This is a genomic window from Streptomyces sp. NPDC091281 (assembly GCF_044757425.1).
Taxonomy (GTDB): Bacteria; Actinomycetota; Actinomycetes; order Streptomycetales; family Streptomycetaceae; genus Streptomyces.
In genome coordinates this window covers 559,598-578,426 of record NZ_JBIVUY010000004.1, presented here as the reverse complement: position 1 = coordinate 578,426, position 18,829 = coordinate 559,598, and the positions used below count along the sequence as shown (strand labels likewise).

The following is an 18,829-nucleotide window of genomic DNA, read 5'->3' as shown; positions in this document are numbered from 1 at the left end:
AGCGCCAGATGGCAGACGGTAGATGGCACATGGCAGATGCCTGATGGCGACGACAAGTTGAAGGAGGTGCCCGTGAGCGCAGCCGACCCGCCGCCCGTGAGCGGTGCGCACGCCCACAGTCCGGCCTCGTTCCTCACCGCCGCGGCCGCGCTCGACGCCATCAGGGACGCCCTGCGTGACGCCGAGCGGGCGGCTTCGCCCACCCCGCACGCGTCCGTCGCGCCCCGCACCGGGGCCGAGCAGGCGCTCGCCTCGCTGCTGCTTCTGCGTCAGGTGCGTGAGCAGCTCGCCGGATGGGAGACCGGCCTCATCGAGACCGCCCGCGAGGCGGGTGCCAGTTGGGCGGACCTCGCCCACCCCCTCGGCGTCGCCAGCCGGCAGGCCGCCGAACGCCGGTACCTCCGGGGGCGGCCCGGTCCCGCCGGGACCACCGGCGAGGAGCGGGTGACGGCCACCCGCCAGGCCCGCGCCGCCGAACGCACCACCGCCGACCGTGCCCGCGCGCACGCCGCCGACCTGCGCGTTCTCGCCGGGCAGATCACCGCGCTCACCGACCTCCCCGCCGCCGCCCGCCGCCCGCTCGACGCGCTCCACGCCGCCCTCGCCCACGACGACCCCGCCGACCTCGTCGCCCCCCTCGCCGCCGCCCGCCCCCACCTGGCCGCCACCCACCCCGACCTCGCCGCCCGCCTGGACACCCTCACCTCGCCCTGAACCCGCGCGCGGCCCACCGCAGCTCCCCCCCGCCTCCGCCTGACCTTTCCTCCTTCGCAGGACTGAACCGACCGGCGGCGGGCACCGGATGAGAAACCTGGCTAGTGAAGATTTGAAGCACATGGTGCATGCGTATTGCTTCAAGTGGATGAACAAGCCAAGACTCGTCGGCATCCAGCTCCTCGGCTGGCCGCTGTCTGCTGCGAAGGGCCGCATCTATGTCCGTACCTGCCACCGTTCTGCGCCGACGCCTGCTCGCGGGCGCCGTCGGGGCGATATCCGTCGGGAGCCTGCTCTCCGGAGCGGGCCCCGCCGGGGCCACCGCACCCGCCGGGCAGGAGGCCACGGCCTCCGCCTCCGCCTCGGCTTCCGCCGAGTCCTGCACCCCGCCCACCTCCACCGGCCCCACCGCCGCGCCCGTCTACCCCCTCACCTGCCTCAAGCCGGTGTTCGAGGACCAGTTCAACGGGACCTCCCTCGACACCGGCAAGTGGAACGTCCGCAAGTCGGGCTGGTCGAACGACGCCAACGTGTCCGTCTCCGGCGGCAAGTTGCTCATCGACATGAAGCGGGTCAGCAGTTCCGACCAGAAGGACGGATTCCGCGGCGGCGGCATCTCCTCCAAGAAGCGCTTCGGCTACGGCTACTACGAGCTGACCGCCACCATCCCCCAGCTCACGCCCGGTTGGCATCCGGCGTTCTGGGGCCAGATCTGGGACGGCGTCGAGGCCAAGCCGGTGTACAACCGGCCGTTCACCGAACTGGACATCTTCGAGGTGCAGTCGGTCGCGCCGGAGTGCCCGGGGTCCAGCAACCCCAAGCTCGACGGCGGCATCCACGCCTGGAGCAGCGACGCGTCCGGCGCCGACGTCGACGACACCAACTTCAAGCCCCGCCACTGCTGGAACCAGGACCCGAACGGCACCCTCTTCGGCACCGAGCACCGCTTCGGCCTGCACTACACCCCGACCACCCTCACCTGGGTCCTCGACGGCAGGCCGGTCCGGACGCAGCCCAACCCCATCAAGGAACCGCTCCCCTCGACGGCGATCAACGAGCCCGCCGAGTACAACTCGCCCATGTCGATCTGGATCTCGTCCATCCTCACCACCGTCGCCTACATCCCCGACGGCACCCCCGTCGGCCACAGCTTCGGCAAGCTCGCCGTCAACCGCGTCGCCTACTACGCCCCCGACGGCAAGGTCCCCGCGACCTACAACCACGGCCCGCTGCCCGACCCGACGACGACCGTCACCCCGAACTTCGCCCAGGACGCGGGCGACTGGTGGAAGAACCCCGGCTCCCAGTGGACGACCGTCACGCAGAACGGCGGCAGCGCCCTGCGCAGCACCTCCGCGAGCGGTGACGGCATCCGCCTGCTCGGCAAGCCCGTGACCGTCCCGCCGCAGACCAACGACCTCGGCTACGTGCCCGACTGGACCAACGTCAGCGCCGAGGCCACGATCACCCTCGACTCCGCGACCGGCCAGGGCGCCGGCGTCCTCGCCCGCGCCGCCGACGCGCAGAACTTCTACTACCTGCAACTCGACCGCGCCAAGCAGCAGGTGGCCCTCGTGAAGAAGGTCGCGGGCACCTCCACCGTGCTCGCCGCCGCGCCCCTCACGATCACCGCGGGCACCCCGTACAAGCTCAAGTTCGTCGTCGAGGACAACACCCTCACCGGGTATGTCGACGGGGTGAAGAAGGTGACGAAGAACGACTACGTCTTCGGCACCGGCCGCGTCGGCTTCAAGGGCTACCAGCAGCCCTTCACCGCGGGCGCCGTGAAGATCACCGCCCTCGGCTGACCCCCACCCCCGCCGGACACCCCGGACCCGGCCGGACACCCCGGACCCGGCCCGGAAACGCCGGCACCGAGCCAACCCGACACCGAACCAACCCGGCACCGATCCTCCCCGTACAAGCGAAGGGCCCGGCGGTCACCCCGCTCGGGCCCTTCGCTCTTCCGCACGCTCCCGCAGGGACGACGCACGCCCCCGCAGGGACGACGCACACCCCCCGCAGGGACGGCGTACGCGCTACGCGGTCGCGCCCCGTCCGCTCAGCCGCACTGGCAGGGACTGCCCGCCTGGCAGCCGCATCCGCACCCCGAACCGCAGCCGCACGCGCCGATCAGGGTCAGGTTCCTGATCTCGGCGGGCTGCTCGGTCGGGCGTTCCTGGGTGGGGTCGGGGGTGCTGGGGGTCTCGGCCATGGATTCCTCCTGGAGGCAGGGACGCAGGAGCGCCTGTCGCCCATTCCATGCCCGCTGGGACGGGCGCATCAACGGCGCACAGTGGCTCCGCCACGCCCCCACCACGCTCCGCGACCGCGCCGGTACGCACCGGCGCACACGGGAACGGGCGGGCGCGGTCCGGCTACGCCCCCTCCGCCCCCGCCACCGGCGGGATCTCGGTCGGCAGGTCCTGCTGGAAGTCGTCCGCGTGCTCGCCCGTGACCAGGAAGACGACGCGCTTGGCGACCGCGACCGCGTGGTCGGCGAACCGCTCGTAGTAGCGGCCGAGCAGGGTCACGTCGACGGCGGTCTCTATGCCGTGCTTCCAGCGGTCGTCGATCAGGTGCTGGAAGAGCGTGCGGTGCAGCAGGTCCATCGCGTCGTCGTCCGACTCCAGCTGGAGCGCGAGGTCGACGTCCTTCGTGATGATCACCTCGGCCGCCTTCGCCATCAGGCGCTGCGCGAGCTGGCCCATCTCCAGGATCGTGGCGTGCAGGTCCTGCGGCACCGCCCGCTCCGGGAAGCGCAGCCGCGCGAGCTTCGCCACGTGCTGGGCGAGGTCGCCGGAGCGCTCCAGGTCGGCCGACATCCGCAGCGAGGTGACGACGATCCGCAGATCGGTCGCGACCGGCTGCTGGCGCGCCAGCAGCGCGATCGCGCGCGCCTCCAGGTCGTGCTGCAACTCGTCGATCTTCTTGTCGGCCTCGATGACGCTCTCGGCCAGCTTGAGGTCGGAGTCGAGGATGGCGGTCGTGGCGCGCCCGATCGCCGACCCGACCAGCCGGGCCATCTCCACCAGACCGTCGCCGATCGAGTCCAGTTCCTCGTGGTACGCGTCCCGCATCAGGGTTTCCCTCTCGTACGTCGTGCTGGGGGGCGGTTCAGGGGCCCCGGCGCCGGCTGCCCGGCTGTTCGACCGGCGGTCCGTTCGACCGGCGCCGTGCACCCACGGTGCCACGGTCCGCCCCGTACGCGTCGGAATCCGTCACCCCAAATGAACCATCCCTGGCTCCAAGGTGAACTCTGGGCGACGAGTGTTCGAGGTCGCACCACGATGGCTGTGGCCAGGCTCGATCCCATGCCTAACCTGGACGCATGGACGTGAACGCGGCGGTCGCCGCAGCGGCAGCGATCGCCGGGGTGCTCACCGGCGTCATCGCCATGCTGGCGTTCCGCTGGAGCGAACGCGACCAGAACCGACCCACCAGGACCTCCTTGCACACCGACCCCGTCCTTCCGCCCGGCGTGGACACCGTGCTGTCCGTGCTCCGCTCCTCCGCCGTCGTCCTCGACGAGGCCGACGCCGTCGTCAAGGCCAGCTCGGCCGCGTACGCCCTCGGGCTGGTGCGCGGCGGCAAGCTCGCCGTGGAACCGATGCTCCAGATGGCCCGCGACACCCGCCGCGACGGCGAGATACGCCAGGTCGAACTGGACCTGCCCCGGCGCGGCACCGGCCGCGGCGAGGCCCTCGCCGTCTCCGCCCGCGTCGCCCCGCTCGGCTCCCGCCTCGTGCTGCTGCTGGTCGAGGACCTCACCGAGGCCCGCCGCATCGAGGCCGTACGCCGCGACTTCGTCGCCAACGTCAGCCATGAGCTGAAGACCCCCGTCGGCGCGCTCTCCCTGCTCTCCGAGGCCGTCATGGACGCCTCCGACGACCCCGAGGCCGTCGAACGCTTCGCCGGGCGGATGCAGATCGAGGCCACCCGCCTGACCAACCTGGTCCAGGAACTGATCGACCTCTCCCGCGTGCAGAACGACGACCCGCTGGAGGACGCCGAACCGGTCCGGGTCGACGAACTGGTCGCCGAGGCCATCGACCGCTGCCGCCACCAGGCCGGCACCAAGCAGATCGTCATGGCCGCGGGCGGCACCGCCGACCTGCGCCTGTGGGGCAACCGCGGCCAGCTCGCCGCGGCCCTCGGCAACCTGGTCGAGAACGCCGTCAACTACTCGCCCGCCCGCACCCGCGTCGGCATAGCCGCCCGCCGGATCAGCGTCACCGGCGGGGAGCTGATCGAGATCGCCGTCACCGACCAGGGCATCGGCATCTCCGACAAGGACAAGGAGCGCATCTTCGAGCGCTTCTACCGTGTCGATCCCGCCCGCTCCCGCGCCACCGGCGGCACGGGCCTCGGGCTGGCGATCGTCAAGCACGTGGCCGCCTCGCACGGCGGGGAGGTCACGGTGTGGAGCGCCGAAGGCCAGGGCTCCACCTTCACCCTGCGGCTGCCGGAGGCGGGCGCCGCCCGCGACCGCGCCCCGCACCACCCCGACCTCGACGACGACGTGGAGGACGGGTCCGCCACCGGCACCCCGTTTGCCCCGCCCCCCGACCCGACCGCGTACCAGACGCTTTCCGCCCCGGAGGTCCATCCGTGACCCGAGTGCTCGTCGTCGAGGACGAGGAGTCCTTCTCCGACGCCCTGTCGTACATGCTTCGCAAGGAGGGCTTCGAGGTCGCGGTCGCGGCCACCGGGCCCGACGGACTCGACGAGTTCGAGCGCAACGGCGCCGACCTCGTCCTCCTCGACCTGATGCTGCCGGGCCTGCCCGGCACCGAGGTCTGCCGCCAGCTGCGCGGCCGCTCCAACGTCCCCGTGATCATGGTGACCGCCAAGGACAGCGAGATCGACAAGGTGGTCGGCCTGGAAATAGGAGCCGACGACTACGTCACCAAGCCGTTCTCCTCGCGGGAGCTGGTCGCCCGTATCCGCGCGGTGCTGCGCCGCCGCGGCGAGCCGGAGGAGGTCACCCCGGCCGCGCTGGAGGCGGGCCCGGTCCGGATGGACGTCGACCGCCACGTCGTCACCGTCTCCGGCTCCAAGGTCGACCTCCCGCTGAAGGAGTTCGACCTGCTGGAGATGCTGCTGCGCAACGCGGGCCGCGTCCTGACCCGCATGCAGCTCATCGACCGGGTCTGGGGCGCCGACTACGTCGGTGACACCAAGACCCTCGACGTCCACGTCAAGCGGCTGCGCGCCAAGATCGAGCCGGACCCGGGCGCCCCCCGCTACCTGGTCACGGTCCGCGGCCTCGGCTACAAGTTCGAGCCGTAGAAACGGGCCGGCAGGCACCGGCCCCTGGACACGGGAACAGCAGGAGGGCGGCACCCACGCGGGGTGCCGCCCTCCTTCCGTCGCTCTGCGTCGCCCGCGGCCCGTACGGCGGCGGCGCGACGGCGGGCCGGGCCGCTCGCCCGGCCGTGCGCTCAGCCGTTCGTGCCCTCGGTCTCCAGACCGCTCGGCGACGAGGAGACGTCCGCACCCGCGGCGCCCTCGGTGCCCTCGTTCTCCGTACCCTCGGCACCCGCCGCGCCCGGCGACTCCGAGGAGGACGCGCCCGCGGACGGCTCACCGGACTCCCCGGCGGCCGGGGACTCCGACTCGGCGGGGGACTCCGCGGCGCTCGGCGCCGAGCTGGGGCCCCACTCGGTGAAGTAGCTCTCCGACGGCACGACGAACGCCCGCAGGCTGATCTCGCCGGTCTTGCTGAAGGTGAACGTGATCTGCTGCGCGTTGCCGTCCTGGACGGCCTCACGGCTGCTCGGCAGGGTCGCGGTCGCGTTGTCCGCGCCGCCGATGACGACCGAGCCGCCCGCCGGGACGGTCAGCTTGCCCTTGCCCTTGGCGGGCTTGATCTCGGCGGTCTTGCCGGTGCCGGGCACGGCGATGGAGTCCAGCGTCTGCGCGGTCCGGCCGGCGTTGAAGACGGTCGCCGAGATCGCGGCCGGGCCGGTCGACTCCAGGTCGGGCTGGGTGATGATGACGACGTTCTGCAGCTTGATGTCACCGACGCTGGTGGCGGCGTTGTCCGGCTTGATCTCCAGCGTCTGGGAATCGTTGCCCGCGCCGCAGGCGGCGAGCGTGGCGATCGAGAACGCGAGGGCGGAAGCGGCGAGGGCGCCGCGTCGAAGGCTGCTGCTCACGGCGGCGGCATCTCCTTGGGAACGCAGGGGCAGCTCTCCTGGGATAAAGCCGCCCTAAGGGTCTGTCAGCGGCCTTAGGTTACCGAGCCGTTCCCACGCCACCGCACCCGACCCGCCTCTAGCGCCCTCCGGGGGCCCACCGGGCGGTTTCCGGCACAGCGCTTCGCACGCCTCTCCCGGTGCCACAAGTGACTCATGAGTCACATAGGCATCTTCCGACTCACGCCCGCGAACGTTCCGCCGATCGTCCCCCGTCCCTCCCCGTCGTTCCCCGATCCCCGCGATGTCGCCGCGCATTCACATAAGCGCCGCTCAGAGGCGCGCGCGATTTTTCCCGGCGTAATGCGCGGCTCTCCCGGAAATTGATCACCGGCTGTTCGGCCGCCCGTGTGATCAATTCCGGAAACGGTCGGTATCCGGCCGGGATCATCGAACGGAGTAGCGTAAGTCGCACAAGTGGAACCGGACATTTGGGTACGTTCGGCCGCTCGGGCGAGCCCCCGGATGCGTGTAACGTACGCGTTTCACTCCCCGTGGACAGCCGCTCCGACCTGCGCATACCTGCTTCCGGGGCCCGTCCGAAGCACGTCCGTGTCGCTGTTGTCAAGCCCCGAGATATGCCCTGACCTGCGAAAACGCCATTCAGAACCCACGGTTTCCGTGTTACCCTGGATAGCCACGGAAGGGGTACCTGTCACATGACGTTCAAGGTTGGCGACACCGTGGTCTATCCCCATCACGGGGCCGCGCTGATCGAGGCCATCGAAACTCGCCAGATCAAAGGCGTGGACAAGACCTACTTGGTGCTGAAGGTCGCCCAGGGCGACCTGACGGTACGTGTGCCAGCGGACAATGCGGAGTTCGTCGGCGTGCGTGATGTGGTCGGTCAGGACGGGCTGGACCGGGTCTTCGAGGTGCTGCGCGCGCCGTACGCCGAGGAGCCCACGAACTGGTCGCGCCGTTACAAGGCAAATCTGGAGAAGCTCGCCTCCGGCGATGTCATCAAGGTCGCGGAAGTCGTGCGTGACCTGTGGCGTCGTGAGCGCGAGCGTGGACTCTCCGCAGGTGAGAAGCGCATGCTCGCCAAGGCCCGCCAGATCCTGGTGAGCGAACTCGCCCTCGCGGAGAACACCAACGAGGACAAGGCCGAAGCTCTTCTCGACGAGGTTCTGGCGTCCTGAAGCCGCCGCTCCACCGCCCCGGCTCAGCACACTGAACATGCCGCGGTGCCCGATGACGTATTTCCTGTCGCCGGGCGCTGCGGCATGTTCGTGCCCGGACACCGAACCCGGTCGCCCGGACGTCTGGCCGTCGCATCCCGGTCCCGCCCGCGGGACCACCGGACCGCTCCCGACGCCGCCGGTGCCGCGCCGCCCGCCGCACGGCCGCCGGACCCGGCACCGCCGCCTCGTCCCGACGGACCGCACCACCCGGAGCCACGGGAACCACCTGGTGTGCCGGGCCCGGACTGCTGGCTCGACCGGCATGTCACGGAAGGGTCCGGTCGGGGCGTCGCGCCCGGCACGCTGACTCCGTACCCACCCGGACCCGGCCGCCAAACCGGCGTCCTGGCGGCAACGTCCGCCGACTTCCACCCCCCTCGCCGAACAGGAACCCACAGGAACCCATGTCCGACGATCCGCGTCCCGTCCCCGCCGCCCCGGCCCCCGTCCGCGCGGCCGCGGTGATCCCGGCCGCCGGCCGCGGCGTACGCCTCGGCCCCGGCGCCCCCAAGGCGCTGCGCGCCCTCGGCGGCACCCCCCTGCTCATCCACGCGGTGCGCGCCCTCGCCGCCTCCCGCGCCGTCTCCCTCGTGGTCGTCGTCGCCCCGCCCGACGGCACCGCCGAGGTCAAGTCGCTGCTCGACGCGCACGCCCTGCCCGACCGCACCGACTTCCTCGTCGTCCCCGGCGGCGACACACGCCAGGAATCCGTACGGCTCGGCCTGGACGCGCTGCCCCCCGGCCACGACATCGTGCTCGTGCACGACGCCGCCCGGCCGCTGGTGCCCGTCGACACCGTCGACGCCGTCATCGAGGCCGTCCGCGACGGCGCCCCCGCCGTCGTCCCCGCGCTGCCCCTCGCCGACACCGTCAAGGAGGTCGAACCCGCCACCACGACGGGCGACCCCGAACCGGTCCTCGCCACCCCCGACCGCTCCCGGCTGCGCGCCGTCCAGACCCCGCAGGGCTTCGACCGCGCCACCCTGCTGCGCGCCCACCGCACGGTCACCGAGGACGTCACCGACGACGCGAGCATGGTCGAACGGCTCGGCCTCACCGTCGTGGTCGTCCCCGGCCACGAGGAGGCCTTCAAGGTCACCCGCCCCCTGGACCTCGTCCTCGCCGAGGCCGTCCTCGCCCGCCGGAGGCTCAACGATGGCTTCTGACCCCACCCCCGCCGACCCCGTCACCCCCGGCCCGGCGGCCCCGCTGCTCCCGCAGGTCGGCATCGGCACCGACATCCACGCCTTCGAGGAGGGCCGCGAGTTGTGGTGCGCGGGCCTGAAGTGGGAGGGCGAGGGCACCGGCCTCGCCGGTCACTCCGACGCCGACGTCGTCGCCCACGCCGCCTGCAACGCGCTGTTCTCCGCCGCCGGACTCGGTGACCTGGGACAGCACTTCGGCACCGGCCGCCCCGAGTGGTCCGGCGCCTCCGGCGTCACCCTCCTCACCGAGGCCGCCCGGATCGTGCGCGCCGCCGGGTTCGTCATCGGCAACGTCGCCGTGCAGGTCGTCGGACCCCGCCCGAAGATCGGCAGACGGCGCGCGGAAGCGCAGAAGATCCTCTCCGAGGCGGCGGGCGCCCCCGTCTCCGTCTCCGGCGCCACCACCGACGGCCTCGGCTTCCCCGGCCGCGGCGAAGGCCTGATGGCGGTCGCGACGGCCCTGGTCGCCCGTACCGCCTGACCCGCCCGCGGGGGTGCGGCGGTCCGGGCGGCCACGGCCCCCGGACGGCCGCCGTCCCGGCGCGCGACCCGCCGTACACCATGCTCGTGTCACGAATCTGTGGCCCTTGGGGGGAAGGGCGTGGGGCACCGGCCCCCGCCCACTACCCTGGAGGCGTGACCATTCGCCTGTATGACACCAACGCCCGGCAGATTCGTGACTTCGCCCCGTTGCAGCCGGGTTGTGTCTCGATCTACCTGTGCGGTGCCACCGTGCAGGCGGCCCCGCACATCGGGCACATCCGGTCCGGACTGAACTTCGACATCATGCGGCGCTGGTTCGCCCACCGCGGCTACGAGGTCACCTTCATCCGCAACGTCACCGACATCGACGACAAGATCATCGCGAAGTCGCACGACCAGGGCCGCCCCTGGTGGGCGATCGGCTACGAGAACGAGCGCGCCTTCAACGACGGCTACCAGGCCCTCGGCTGCCTCCCGCCGACCTACGAGCCGCGCGCCACCGGGCACATCCCCGAGATGATCGAGATGATGCGCGGCCTCATCGAACGCGGTCACGCCTACGAGGCCGACGGCAACGTCTACTTCGACGTGCGCTCCTACCCCGCCTACCTGGAGCTGTCCAACCAGGAGCTGGACAACCTGCTCCAGCCCTCCGGCGACGGCGAGACCGGCAAACGCGACCCGCGCGACTTCGCGATGTGGAAGTCCGCCAAGCCCGGCGAGCCCAGCTGGGAGACGCCCTGGGGGCGCGGCCGGCCCGGCTGGCACCTGGAGTGCTCGGCGATGGCCCACAAGTACCTGGGCACCGCCTTCGACATCCACGGCGGCGGCCTCGACCTGATCTTCCCGCACCACGAGAACGAGATCGCCCAGGCCAAGGGCTTCGGCGACGCGTTCGCGCAGTACTGGGTGCACAACGCCTGGGTCACCATGGCGGGCGAGAAGATGTCGAAGTCGCTCGGCAACAGCGTCCTCGTCTCCGAGATGGTCAAGCGGTGGCGCCCGATCGTGCTCCGCTACTACCTGGGCACCCCGCACTACCGCTCGATGATCGAGTACAGCGAGGAGTCGCTGCGCGAGGCCGAGTCGGCGTTCGCCCGGATCGAGGGCTTCGTCCAGCGCGTCGTCGAGAAGGCCGGGGGCGTCGTGCAGCCCGCCGCCGAGGTGCCGCCCGCCTTCGCCGAGGCCATGGACGACGACCTGGGCGTCCCGCAGGCCCTCGCCGTCGTCCACACCACCGTCCGCCAGGGCAACTCCGCCCTCGCCGCCGACGACAAGGAAGCCGCTGTGGCCCGCCTCGCCGAGGTCCGCGCCATGCTCGGCGTCCTCGGCCTGGACCCGCTCGACCCGCACTGGGCCGGGGAGAGCGACCGCGGCGAGGACCTGCACGGCGTCGTGGACACCCTCGTCCGCCTCGTCCTCGACCAGCGGGAGTCGGCGCGCGGCCGCAAGGACTGGGCCACGGCGGACGCCATCCGCGACCAGCTCAACCAGTCCGGGCTGGCCATCGAGGACGGCCCGCAGGGGCCGCGCTGGTCGCTCGGCCCGCGCTGACCGCCCCGGGCCGGAACCCGGCCGGGGCTTGATCGATTGTGCCGCCCGGGTCCCCGGGCGGCACACTGCATTGAGAACCCACGGCGCGTGGCCGACGTCCACGCGCCCCTTCACCACAGAACAGGTAGGTCATGGCCGCAAACAACCGCCGCATGTCCGGCAAGAAGGGCGCGCAGGTCGGCAGTGGCGGCCAGCGGCGCAAGGGCCTGGAGGGCAAGGGCCCGACCCCGCCCGCCGAGATGCGCAAGGGCCACAAGAAGAACCGCGTCGCCAACGCGAAGACCAAGCAGGCCGCGCGCCGCCCCGTGGTCCGCGGGCGCGGCGGCCGGTCCACGTCCGAGCTGGTCGTCGGCCGCAACCCGGTCGTCGAGGCGCTCCGCGAGGGCGTGCCCGCGTCCACGCTCTACGTCCAGCAGTTCATCGACAACGACGAGCGGGTCCGCGAGGCGCTTCAGCTCGCGGCCGAGCGCGGCGGGATCAACCTCATGGAGGCCCCCCGCCCCGAGCTGGACCGCATGACCAACAACCTCAACCACCAGGGCCTCGTCCTCCAGGTCCCGCCGTACGAGTACGCCCACCCCGAGGACCTCGCCGCGGCCGCCTACGACGACGGCGAGGACCCGCTAATCGTCGCCCTCGACGGCGTCACCGACCCGCGCAACCTCGGCGCGGTCGTCCGCTCCGTCTCCGCGTTCGGCGGCCACGGCGTCGTCGTCCCCGAGCGCCGCGCCGCCGGGATGACCGCCGGCGCCTGGAAGACGTCGGCCGGTACCGCCGCCCGCACCCCGGTGGCCCGCGCCACCAACCTCACCCGCGCCCTGGAGGCGTACAAGAAGGCCGGCATCACGGTCATCGGGCTGGCCGCCGACGGCGAGGCCGACCTCGGTGAACTGCCCGCGCTGGACGGCCCCGTCGTCATCGTCGTCGGCAGCGAGGGCAAGGGCCTGTCCCGCCTGGTCGGCGAGACCTGCGACCACCGCGTCCGCATCCCCATGCCGGGCGGCGCCGAGTCCCTGAACGCCGGTGTCGCGGCCGGCATCGTGCTGTACGAGGCGGCTCGGCGCCGGGCCTGAGACGCGGCCGGGGCCGGGGCCGCACCACCCCCCGGCCCCGCCGCGCGGTCGCGCATCCGCTGGTGCGGGACCTTGACGCGGTCCGGACAGATCCGGCGGGTCAAAGCAGTGTCCTAAACACACGTCACTCGGTTAGATGAGTGTGGACACCAGAACACCCCGCACACCCACGGGGGACCGCTCGTCGGGATTCGACGACGCTCCCGCGCTGAGCATGGTGAAGGTGCCGAGCGATCCGGCGCAGATCATCGTCAGTCACGCGAGTTTCCGTGTGCATTTCGGGGCGTCGGCACGGCGCACCGCGTCGCCCCGGATCGCCCGGCACCTGAGCGCCACCGAGGACACCGCGCGCATGGCGGCCGTCGGGGCGGCGGACCGGGCGGGCGCCCCGGCCGGGGCCGCGCGCCGCCGCCCGGTCGTCTGGAGCGGCCGGTCCGCCCCCGACGACACCGGCGCGCACCGCCTGTTGCAGGCCGTCCGGGCAGGCAGCGTGGGCCACGGCGAACCGCCGTCGGCCGACGCCGGAGCCACCCAGGTCATCCCCCGCGTCGGGGTCGACGACGGCTATGACGGCGACCTCACCGCGCAGACCCTCGAAACCCCGCTGGTCGGCGCCCAGCGCACCCCCGGCGCCGAGCAGCGGCTGCTGCCGCCGATGCGGAGCTCCGGCAGCGCCTACGACGAGCCCGGACCCGACCGGTCCGCCTACGACGGCGACCGGTTCGACGACTTCTCCCCGGAGCCGACGGCCACCGAGACCGCCCGGCGCGGCAGGCGGCACGGCGACGACCCCGCCCGGCACGCCTACTACCCCGGCCGCCGGATGAACCTCGGCGTCGTCCTGCTGCCGCTGCGCATCCTCCTCGGCTTCATCTCCGTCTACGCCGGCATGGGCAAGCTCTGCGACCCCGTCTACTTCGACGGCGGCGAGCGCGGGTCCATGATGAAGTGGCTCAACACCCTGCACCCGTGGGAAGTGGCCGAGCCGCTGCGGCAGTTCGCCCTGCACCACCCGGTCGGCTCCGGCCTGGTCATCGCCTTCCTCCAGGTCATCGTCGGCGTCCTGACGATGCTCGGCTGCTGGCAGCGGGTGGCCGCCGTCGTCGGCGCGACGCTCTCCGCCGCGCTGATCGTCACCGTCAGCTGGAAGTCGGTCCCGGTCTACGAGACGCCCGACATCATCTACCTCGCCGCCTGGTCACCGCTGATCATCGCGGGCGCCCCCGTCTACTCGGTCGACGGGCGGCTCGCGGGCGGCGCGTGGCGGCGGCTCGGCCCGCGCGCCGACCTGTGGGAGCTGCGGTCGTACGTGCTGCGGCGCGGCGCCCTCGTCACCGCGATCGTCATCGGGATCACGCTGCTCGCGGGCTCCCTGCTCGGCGGCGCCGTGCGGGACGCCGACCGGGTGGTCGTGCCCGGCCCCGGCGAGGCCCCGCGCAACGAACTCCCCGGCGTCCCGCTGCCGGAGAAGTCCGAGGGCAAGAAGCGGCCCAGCCGGACGCCGTCCGCGTCCACCCCGCCGACCAGGGGGGCCACCTCGGAGGCCCCGGCGCGCGAGGAGCAGCAGTCCGCTCCGGGCGCCACCCGCGACACCGGTACGGCGACGACCGGCGCGCCCAGCCAGACGCAGGGCACCACGGGCGCGGGCCAGGCCCCGCCGGAGCGCTCGACCCCGGCCGAGCAGGCCCCGAGCACCAGCTCCGGCCCGACCTCGGGCGGCGCCACCAGCAGCGGCGGCGGCGCCACGGGCGGCACGGACGACGGCGGTTCGTCCACCCCGGACCAACCGGGCCTGGTCGGCGGCCTGTTGGGCTAGGCCTCCGCGGAAGCCCCTGAAACACGGTTCCCCGCACCCCTGTCGAGGGGTGCGGGGAACCGGCCTGTCAATCACTGATGCGCGCCCGGCATTTCGGGCCGAGGCCGCCTCAACGCCCCAGTGCGGCCAGCTCCTTCGCCGCCTCGGTGAGGTCCTTCGCGGTGTCGATGGCCCGCCAGTACGCCCCCTGGGGGATGGGGAACCCCGCGAGCCGCCGCCCGCGCGCGAGGTGCGGGAACGTGGTCCGCTCGTGATCCCCCCGCTCCGGCAGCAGTTCACGGAACGCGGGCGAGAAGACGTAGACACCCGCGTTGATCTCGTACGTCGTCGGCGGGGCCTCGATGAAGTCGGTGATGTGGCCGAAGCCGTCCGTCTTCACCGCGCCCCAGGGGATGCGCGGCCGGGCCAGCGCGAGGGTCGCGACGGCGTCGCGCTCGGTGTGGAAGTCCGCCATGTCGCGGAGCGAGAAACGCGTCCAGATGTCGCCGTTGGTGGCGTACCAGGGCCGGTCCGGGTGCGGGAGGCGGGCGGCGGCGTGACGGAGGCCGCCGCCGCGGCCGAGGGGCTCGGTCTCCACGACGGTGGTGACGTTCACCGGCAGGTCGGCGGAGTCGAGCCAGGTCTGGAGGACGTCGGCGAGATGGCCGCAGGAGACCACGACGTCGGTGACGCCCTCCTCGGCGAGCCAGACGAGCTGGTGGCCGATGATCGGCGTCCCCGTCCCGGGGATCTCGACCATCGGCTTGGGCCGGTCGTCGGTGTAGGGGCGCAGCCGCGACCCCTGGCCGCCGGCCAGGATGACGGCTTGCGTGGGGCGGGACGCGGCGTGCGGATCGGTCATGCCCGAACTGTACGCGGCGCCCCGCGCCCGTCGGCGGGCCGCCCGAGGGGGCCGCCCGCCGTACTGTGCTGTGCCCTGGGGAGGCCCTAGCCGTGGGAGGGGCCCTAACCGTGGGAGGCCAGGACTCCGGAGGCGAAGGAGGTGTCGCACACCGGGCGGGCGTAGGACTGGGCGCGCGAGGGGCCGTAGATGCGGACGGCGGCGCGGCCGAGGGCGCGGGCGATGGACGTGCAGTGCTCGGCGAGCGACGGCTTGCCGTTCACCGCGGCCTGGAGGTGCGTCAGCGCCGTCCCCGGGTCCTTCTCCTGGAGTTCGGTCAGCAGCCGGTCGCGCAGGACGTCCTGCGGGGCCTTGGCGGCTTCGCGCGCGGTGCGGTGGGCGGTCGAGACGTCGGAGGCGGTGAGCACCGAGTCCGAGGGGTCCCCCGACCAGTTGACCCGGGTGACCGCGAGGGTCCCCGAGAGAACCATGACGACGGGCAGGACGAGGGCGAGGGAGCGGCCGATCCGCCGGGCGGGACCCCGGCCGCGTCGCGACGGTTGGGTGGTGGAGTGCTTCACGGAGTGCTTCACGCGTGAGAGGGTAGCGCGGGGTAATGATTTGGCGACATTTAGTCACCCGGTCGGGGGATGAACTGGTGCCGCTGATTGGGTACGGGGTTGACGCTCACTGCTCGAAACGTCCGCTGTGCCGGGGTTTCGGGCGGGCAGCGAGAAGGGCCCCGCAGCAGGCTGCGGGGCCCTTCTCGTCAATCCGGGTGAATCCCGGCGTCCCAAACCCGGGGGAGCGGGCCCGCGACGCCGTTCCTGGCTCCTGGCGGCCTCGGCGCTCCTGCCGCCCGGCGGGCCTCAGTCGGAGAGGCGGGCGCCGGTGGAGGTGGAGAACACGTGGGTCTCGCCCGCGCGCGGGACGACGTTGAGCGTGCTGCCCTTCTCCGGCACCTCGCGGCCGCTGACGCGGACGACGAGGTCCTTGGCGTCGTCGCCGAGCTTGGCGGTGCCGTAGACGTAGGCGTCGGCGCCCAGCTCCTCGACGACGTTGACCGTGATGGCGAGGCCCAGCTCGGCGTCGGCACCGGCCACGTCGAAGTGCTCGGGGCGGACACCGACCGTGACGGTCTTGTCGGTGGTGGCGGAGAGCGCCTCGCGCTCCACCGGGACGACCGACTTGCCGAACTTCACGCCGCCGTCGGCGATCGGGACCTCGACGAGGTTCATCGCCGGGGAGCCGATGAAGCCGGCCACGAAGAGGTTCGCGGGACGGTCGTACATGTTGCGCGGGGTGTCGACCTGCTGGAGCAGACCGTCCTTGAGGACCGCGACGCGGTCGCCCATCGTCATGGCCTCGACCTGGTCGTGGGTGACGTAGACGGTGGTGATGCCGAGGCGGCGCTGGAGCGAGGCGATCTGCGTACGGGTCGACACGCGCAGCTTGGCGTCGAGGTTCGACAGCGGCTCGTCCATGAGGAAGACCTGCGGCTCGCGGACGATGGCGCGGCCCATCGCGACACGCTGGCGCTGACCGCCGGAGAGGGCCTTCGGCTTGCGGTCGAGGTACTCGGTGAGGTCGAGGATCTTCGCGGCCTCCTCGACCTTCGCCCGGATCTCCGCCTTGTTGACGCCGGCGATCTTCAGGGCGAAGCCCATGTTGTCGGCGACGGTCATGTGCGGGTACAGCGCGTAGTTCTGGAACACCATGGCGATGTCCCGGTCCTTCGGCGGCAGGTGCGTGACGTCGCGGTCACCGATGCGGATGGCGCCGCCGTTGACGTCCTCGAGCCCCGCGAGCATCCGGAGCGAGGTGGACTTGCCGCAACCCGACGGGCCGACCAGGACGAGGAACTCGCCGTCCGCGATCTCGATCTCGAGTGCGTCGACGGCGGGCTTGGTGGAACCCGGGTAGACCCGGGTCGCCTTGTCGAACGAGACAGTGGCCATGGTGAGAGGCCCCCTTCTACCGGCAGGAACGTGCCGGACGATCCGTTGTAGGAAGGTGGTGAGCCGACCCGCGCGTGGAGCACGGGAAGGTGTAGTCCACATGAGTGAACCGAGACTGGACGGTACCTGGCGTTCGCCCGATCTGTCAGTACCCCGGCACAGGTGAACTTCGCGGAAATTTTCGACAGGGCCCTCCGGTGGCCTGGGTACACTGCACGGGCGCACCGACGAGAACGTCCGCGCACGCCTCCTTAGCTCAGCTGGTAGAGCACCGCTCTTGTAAAGCGAAGGTCGTCGGTTCGAGTCCGACAGGGGGCTCTTCGCCCTAGCTGGGACAACGCCCCCACGGCCTTCCGACCGCGGGGGCGTTGACGGCAGAACTTGACGGCAGTCCCGCTCAGCGGCGCCGCTTGAGCAGACGATCCATGTGCCCCATGGCCTCCCGCCGGTGCTCGTCGCTCACGTGCGTGTACACGTTCATGGTCACGGCGATCTGCGAGTGACCGAGGATCTCCATCACGGTGCGGGGTGCGACTCCGGCGGCGAAGAGCAAGGACGCGCATCCGTGCCGGGTGTCGTGCAGCCGGATCGGCGGCAGCTTGGCGGCCTCCGAGATCCGCAGAAAGGACCGGTAGAGGTTCCGCGGTTCGATCGGCCGCCCGCTGCGGGTCGTGAACACGTGGTCGCTCTCGTGCCAGTCCACGCCCGCTGCCACCCGCCGGTCCGCCTGCCGGATGCGTTGCCACCGGAGCGGTGCCACACACATCAACGGAATCGGAATCACCCGTGACCGCCGGTTCTTCGTCGTGTCGAGGTACAGCTCCTTCCCACCCCTGTTGAGTGTGGTCCGAACCGTGAGGGTTCGGCGGTCGAGGTCCACGTCCCGCCACTGCAACCCGAGGATCTCTCCGCGCCGTAGGCCGAGGGCGACGGCGAGCACGAACGCGGTGTAGAGCGGGTCGGTCCGCGCGGTCTCCAGGAACGTGAGGGTCTCGTCCAGCGACCAGGGGCGCAGCTCCCGCGGCTCGACGCGGGGAGCGGGGACGAGCTGGACGACGTTGCGGCTGATCAGCTCGTCACGGCAGGCGGCCGTGATCGACGTACGCAGCACGCGGTGCGCTTCCTTCGCGGTCGCGGCCGAGGACTGCGCGGTGACCTTGGAGATCAGCTGCCGGACGTTCGCCGTGGTGAGCGACTCCAGCCGTCGACCGCCGAGGATCGGCACGAGGTAGAGCCGCACGTGCATCTCGTACTTCATATACGTCGTGCGCTTCCGGTGGGGCCGTACGTACTCCTCAAGCCAGTACGGCAGCCACTCCGAGAGCTTCGCGGAGCGAGACGGCGTCGGGATGCCTTGGCGGTCGCGCCGTACGAGTTCCTGACGCTTCTCGTCGCACTCGTCCCAGGTGGCGCCGTAGACCGTCTTGCGCTTGCGGGTGCCGTCGGGCTGGGGAACGTAGACGCGCGCCTCGTAGCGTCCGTCCCTACGCTGCCAGATGCTGCCAGCACCGTTCGGGTTTCGCTTGCGTGCCATCAGGCGGCTTCCTCCAACTGGTCCTCGATGAACGCCCGAAGAGAGTCGGCGGGGACGCGACGGCATCGGCCGATCTTGATGCTTCGGAGCTGCTTGGAGCGGATCAGGTCGTAGACCTTGAAACGACTGAGGCTCAGCGCCTCCATGACCTCAGGAACCGTGAGCGCGGTGTGTGTCGTGGGCAGGGCGGAACTCACTGCGGCCTCCCAGATGGGCTGTGGCTCTTCCTCTGAGGGGTCCGCCACGTCCGCCACGCCGCCACATCGCAGGTCAGAGACTTGTATGTGT

General features: G+C 71.9%; 18 protein-coding genes and 1 tRNA gene. 11 read left to right on the top strand and 8 right to left on the bottom strand.

Annotated features, from left to right (window positions below; all coding sequences use genetic code 11):
• Positions 1-72: 72 nt before the first annotated feature.
• Together ACIQPQ_RS14180 and ACIQPQ_RS14175 are read left to right on the top strand one after the other, a co-directional pair.
• On the top strand, positions 73-714 hold the full coding sequence (locus ACIQPQ_RS14180; protein WP_401303426.1) for a type III effector protein: 642 nt from the start codon (positions 73-75) through the stop codon (positions 712-714).
• A 218-nt stretch (positions 715-932) separates the two neighbouring features.
• Positions 933-2,522 carry a family 16 glycosylhydrolase gene (locus ACIQPQ_RS14175; protein ID WP_401303424.1) on the top strand — a complete coding sequence of 530 codons (1,590 nt, stop codon included), beginning with the start codon at positions 933-935 and terminating at the stop codon, positions 2,520-2,522.
• 254 nt (positions 2,523-2,776) lie between these two features.
• Here the strand turns inward: ACIQPQ_RS14175 and ACIQPQ_RS14170 are convergent, their stop codons facing one another.
• A complete protein-coding gene (locus ACIQPQ_RS14170; protein ID WP_401303423.1) occupies positions 2,777-2,929 on the bottom strand; it encodes a hypothetical protein in 153 nt (50 codons plus the stop codon).
• Positions 2,930-3,092: 163 nt separating this feature from the next.
• On the bottom strand, positions 3,093-3,794 hold the full coding sequence (gene phoU / locus ACIQPQ_RS14165; protein WP_383769032.1) for a phosphate signaling complex protein PhoU: 702 nt from the start codon (positions 3,792-3,794) through the stop codon (positions 3,093-3,095).
• A 251-nt stretch (positions 3,795-4,045) separates the two neighbouring features.
• Between phoU and ACIQPQ_RS14160 the strand changes: the two genes are divergently transcribed.
• Positions 4,046-5,329: a sensor histidine kinase gene (locus tag ACIQPQ_RS14160; RefSeq protein ID WP_383769035.1), complete on the top strand. Its 1,284-nt coding sequence runs from the start codon at positions 4,046-4,048 to the stop codon at positions 5,327-5,329.
• Positions 5,326-6,006: a response regulator transcription factor gene (locus ACIQPQ_RS14155; protein ID WP_010358452.1), complete on the top strand. Its 681-nt coding sequence runs from the start codon at positions 5,326-5,328 to the stop codon at positions 6,004-6,006. Before ACIQPQ_RS14160 ends, ACIQPQ_RS14155 begins: the two co-directional genes overlap by 4 nt.
• Before the next feature lie 152 nt (positions 6,007-6,158).
• On the opposite strand, the gene ACIQPQ_RS14150 is transcribed toward ACIQPQ_RS14155, so the two are convergent.
• Entirely contained in the window at positions 6,159-6,875 is a 717-nt protein-coding gene (locus ACIQPQ_RS14150) for a DUF461 domain-containing protein (RefSeq protein WP_401303420.1), read from the bottom strand.
• A gap of 698 nt (positions 6,876-7,573) precedes the next feature.
• Here ACIQPQ_RS14150 and ACIQPQ_RS14145 point away from each other — a divergent pair.
• The 6 genes from ACIQPQ_RS14145 (at position 7,574) to ACIQPQ_RS14120 (ending at position 14,229) form a co-directional block, all read left to right on the top strand.
• A complete protein-coding gene (locus ACIQPQ_RS14145) occupies positions 7,574-8,056 on the top strand; it encodes a CarD family transcriptional regulator (RefSeq protein ID WP_003953493.1) in 483 nt (160 codons plus the stop codon).
• Positions 8,057-8,502: 446 nt separating this feature from the next.
• Positions 8,503-9,264: a 2-C-methyl-D-erythritol 4-phosphate cytidylyltransferase gene (ispD, locus tag ACIQPQ_RS14140; RefSeq protein ID WP_401303419.1), complete on the top strand. Its 762-nt coding sequence runs from the start codon at positions 8,503-8,505 to the stop codon at positions 9,262-9,264.
• Positions 9,254-9,784, top strand: a complete 531-nt coding sequence (gene ispF / locus ACIQPQ_RS14135) for a 2-C-methyl-D-erythritol 2,4-cyclodiphosphate synthase (protein ID WP_401303417.1) — start codon at positions 9,254-9,256, stop codon at positions 9,782-9,784. Before ispD ends, ispF begins: the two co-directional genes overlap by 11 nt.
• A 155-nt stretch (positions 9,785-9,939) precedes the next feature.
• Positions 9,940-11,340, top strand: coding sequence for a cysteine--tRNA ligase (gene cysS / locus ACIQPQ_RS14130; RefSeq protein WP_383769044.1), 1,401 nt, complete (start codon positions 9,940-9,942; stop codon positions 11,338-11,340).
• A 131-nt stretch (positions 11,341-11,471) separates the two neighbouring features.
• Positions 11,472-12,413 (top strand): 23S rRNA (guanosine(2251)-2'-O)-methyltransferase RlmB, encoded by a 942-nt coding sequence (gene rlmB, locus ACIQPQ_RS14125; RefSeq protein WP_383769047.1) that lies wholly within the window; start codon positions 11,472-11,474, stop codon positions 12,411-12,413.
• Between the two features lie 136 nt (positions 12,414-12,549).
• Positions 12,550-14,229 carry a DoxX family membrane protein gene (locus ACIQPQ_RS14120; protein WP_401303415.1) on the top strand — a complete coding sequence of 560 codons (1,680 nt, stop codon included), beginning with the start codon at positions 12,550-12,552 and terminating at the stop codon, positions 14,227-14,229.
• Positions 14,230-14,338: 109 nt separating this feature from the next.
• On the opposite strand, the gene ACIQPQ_RS14115 is transcribed toward ACIQPQ_RS14120, so the two are convergent.
• From ACIQPQ_RS14115 to ACIQPQ_RS14105, 3 genes are all read right to left on the bottom strand, one after another.
• Positions 14,339-15,070 carry an NDP-sugar synthase gene (locus ACIQPQ_RS14115; RefSeq protein ID WP_401303413.1) on the bottom strand — a complete coding sequence of 244 codons (732 nt, stop codon included), beginning with the start codon at positions 15,068-15,070 and terminating at the stop codon, positions 14,339-14,341.
• Between the two features lie 104 nt (positions 15,071-15,174).
• Entirely contained in the window at positions 15,175-15,642 is a 468-nt protein-coding gene (locus ACIQPQ_RS14110) for a hypothetical protein (RefSeq protein WP_383769053.1), read from the bottom strand.
• Between the two features lie 276 nt (positions 15,643-15,918).
• On the bottom strand, positions 15,919-17,007 hold the full coding sequence (locus ACIQPQ_RS14105; RefSeq protein ID WP_383769056.1) for an ABC transporter ATP-binding protein: 1,089 nt from the start codon (positions 17,005-17,007) through the stop codon (positions 15,919-15,921).
• Between the two features lie 245 nt (positions 17,008-17,252).
• On the opposite strand from ACIQPQ_RS14105, the gene ACIQPQ_RS14100 reads away from it, so the two are divergent.
• Positions 17,253-17,325 (top strand) — tRNA-Thr (locus ACIQPQ_RS14100).
• A gap of 79 nt (positions 17,326-17,404) precedes the next feature.
• On the opposite strand, the gene xerC is transcribed toward ACIQPQ_RS14100, so the two are convergent.
• Together xerC and ACIQPQ_RS14090 are read right to left on the bottom strand one after the other, a co-directional pair.
• Positions 17,405-18,541 (bottom strand): tyrosine recombinase XerC, encoded by a 1,137-nt coding sequence (xerC, locus tag ACIQPQ_RS14095; RefSeq protein ID WP_401303411.1) that lies wholly within the window; start codon positions 18,539-18,541, stop codon positions 17,405-17,407.
• Positions 18,541-18,738, bottom strand: a complete 198-nt coding sequence (locus ACIQPQ_RS14090) for a helix-turn-helix domain-containing protein (protein WP_401303410.1) — start codon at positions 18,736-18,738, stop codon at positions 18,541-18,543. The genes xerC and ACIQPQ_RS14090 overlap by 1 nt, the downstream gene beginning before the upstream one ends.
• Positions 18,739-18,829 lie beyond the last annotated feature (91 nt).